Below are 488 nucleotides of genomic sequence, written 5' to 3'. Positions count from 1 at the left end.
GTCGATCGTGAAGAACTCGCTTTCAGGCAGGTTGTTGCGGCATCGGTCGGCTCTGGAACGTGAGGAGGAGTGCGGCGAACAGACACAAAAGTTGCCTGAACCATCGCAGCAGGAGGGAGAAGTTGTATCCGGCGGCGGCCAGAACGGCATTGACGGCATCCCCCTGTTCGCCAGCGAGATAATTCCGGTCCATTCTGTGTTCGCTCTTGAGGTGTCCAATGACGGGTTCGACCGCCGATCGTCGTCGCATCTGGCGCTTGATGGCGGGTGTGAGACGGCGCTTCTGGCCACTGGTGAAGACTCTCAGCTTGTGACTTTCGGGAGCATTATGGCCGCGGTATCCAGCATCGGCCAGAATGCGGGAGAGCTCGTTGCCAATCATCTTTTCCATATCCGGAATGACGGTCGCGAGCGTGTGGCCGTCGTACGGATTGCCGGGCAGCGCCGCTGCGTGCAGGGCGAACTGCCCGCCCTTTGAACGGTTCAGT

General features: G+C 59.8%; 1 protein-coding gene. It reads right to left on the bottom strand.

The annotated features are described in order from the left end of the window. Nucleotides 1–22: 22 nt before the first annotated feature. On the bottom strand, nt 23–488 hold a 466-nt coding region (locus IB244_RS31660), incomplete at its 5' end, for a transposase (protein WP_192307004.1).

The organism is Rhizobium sp. RHZ02, assembly GCF_014851575.1.
Lineage (GTDB): Bacteria > Pseudomonadota > Alphaproteobacteria > Rhizobiales > Rhizobiaceae > Rhizobium > Rhizobium altiplani.
Note: the sequence above shows the minus strand (reverse complement) of the source record. Positions and strands in the feature narration are given on the sequence as shown.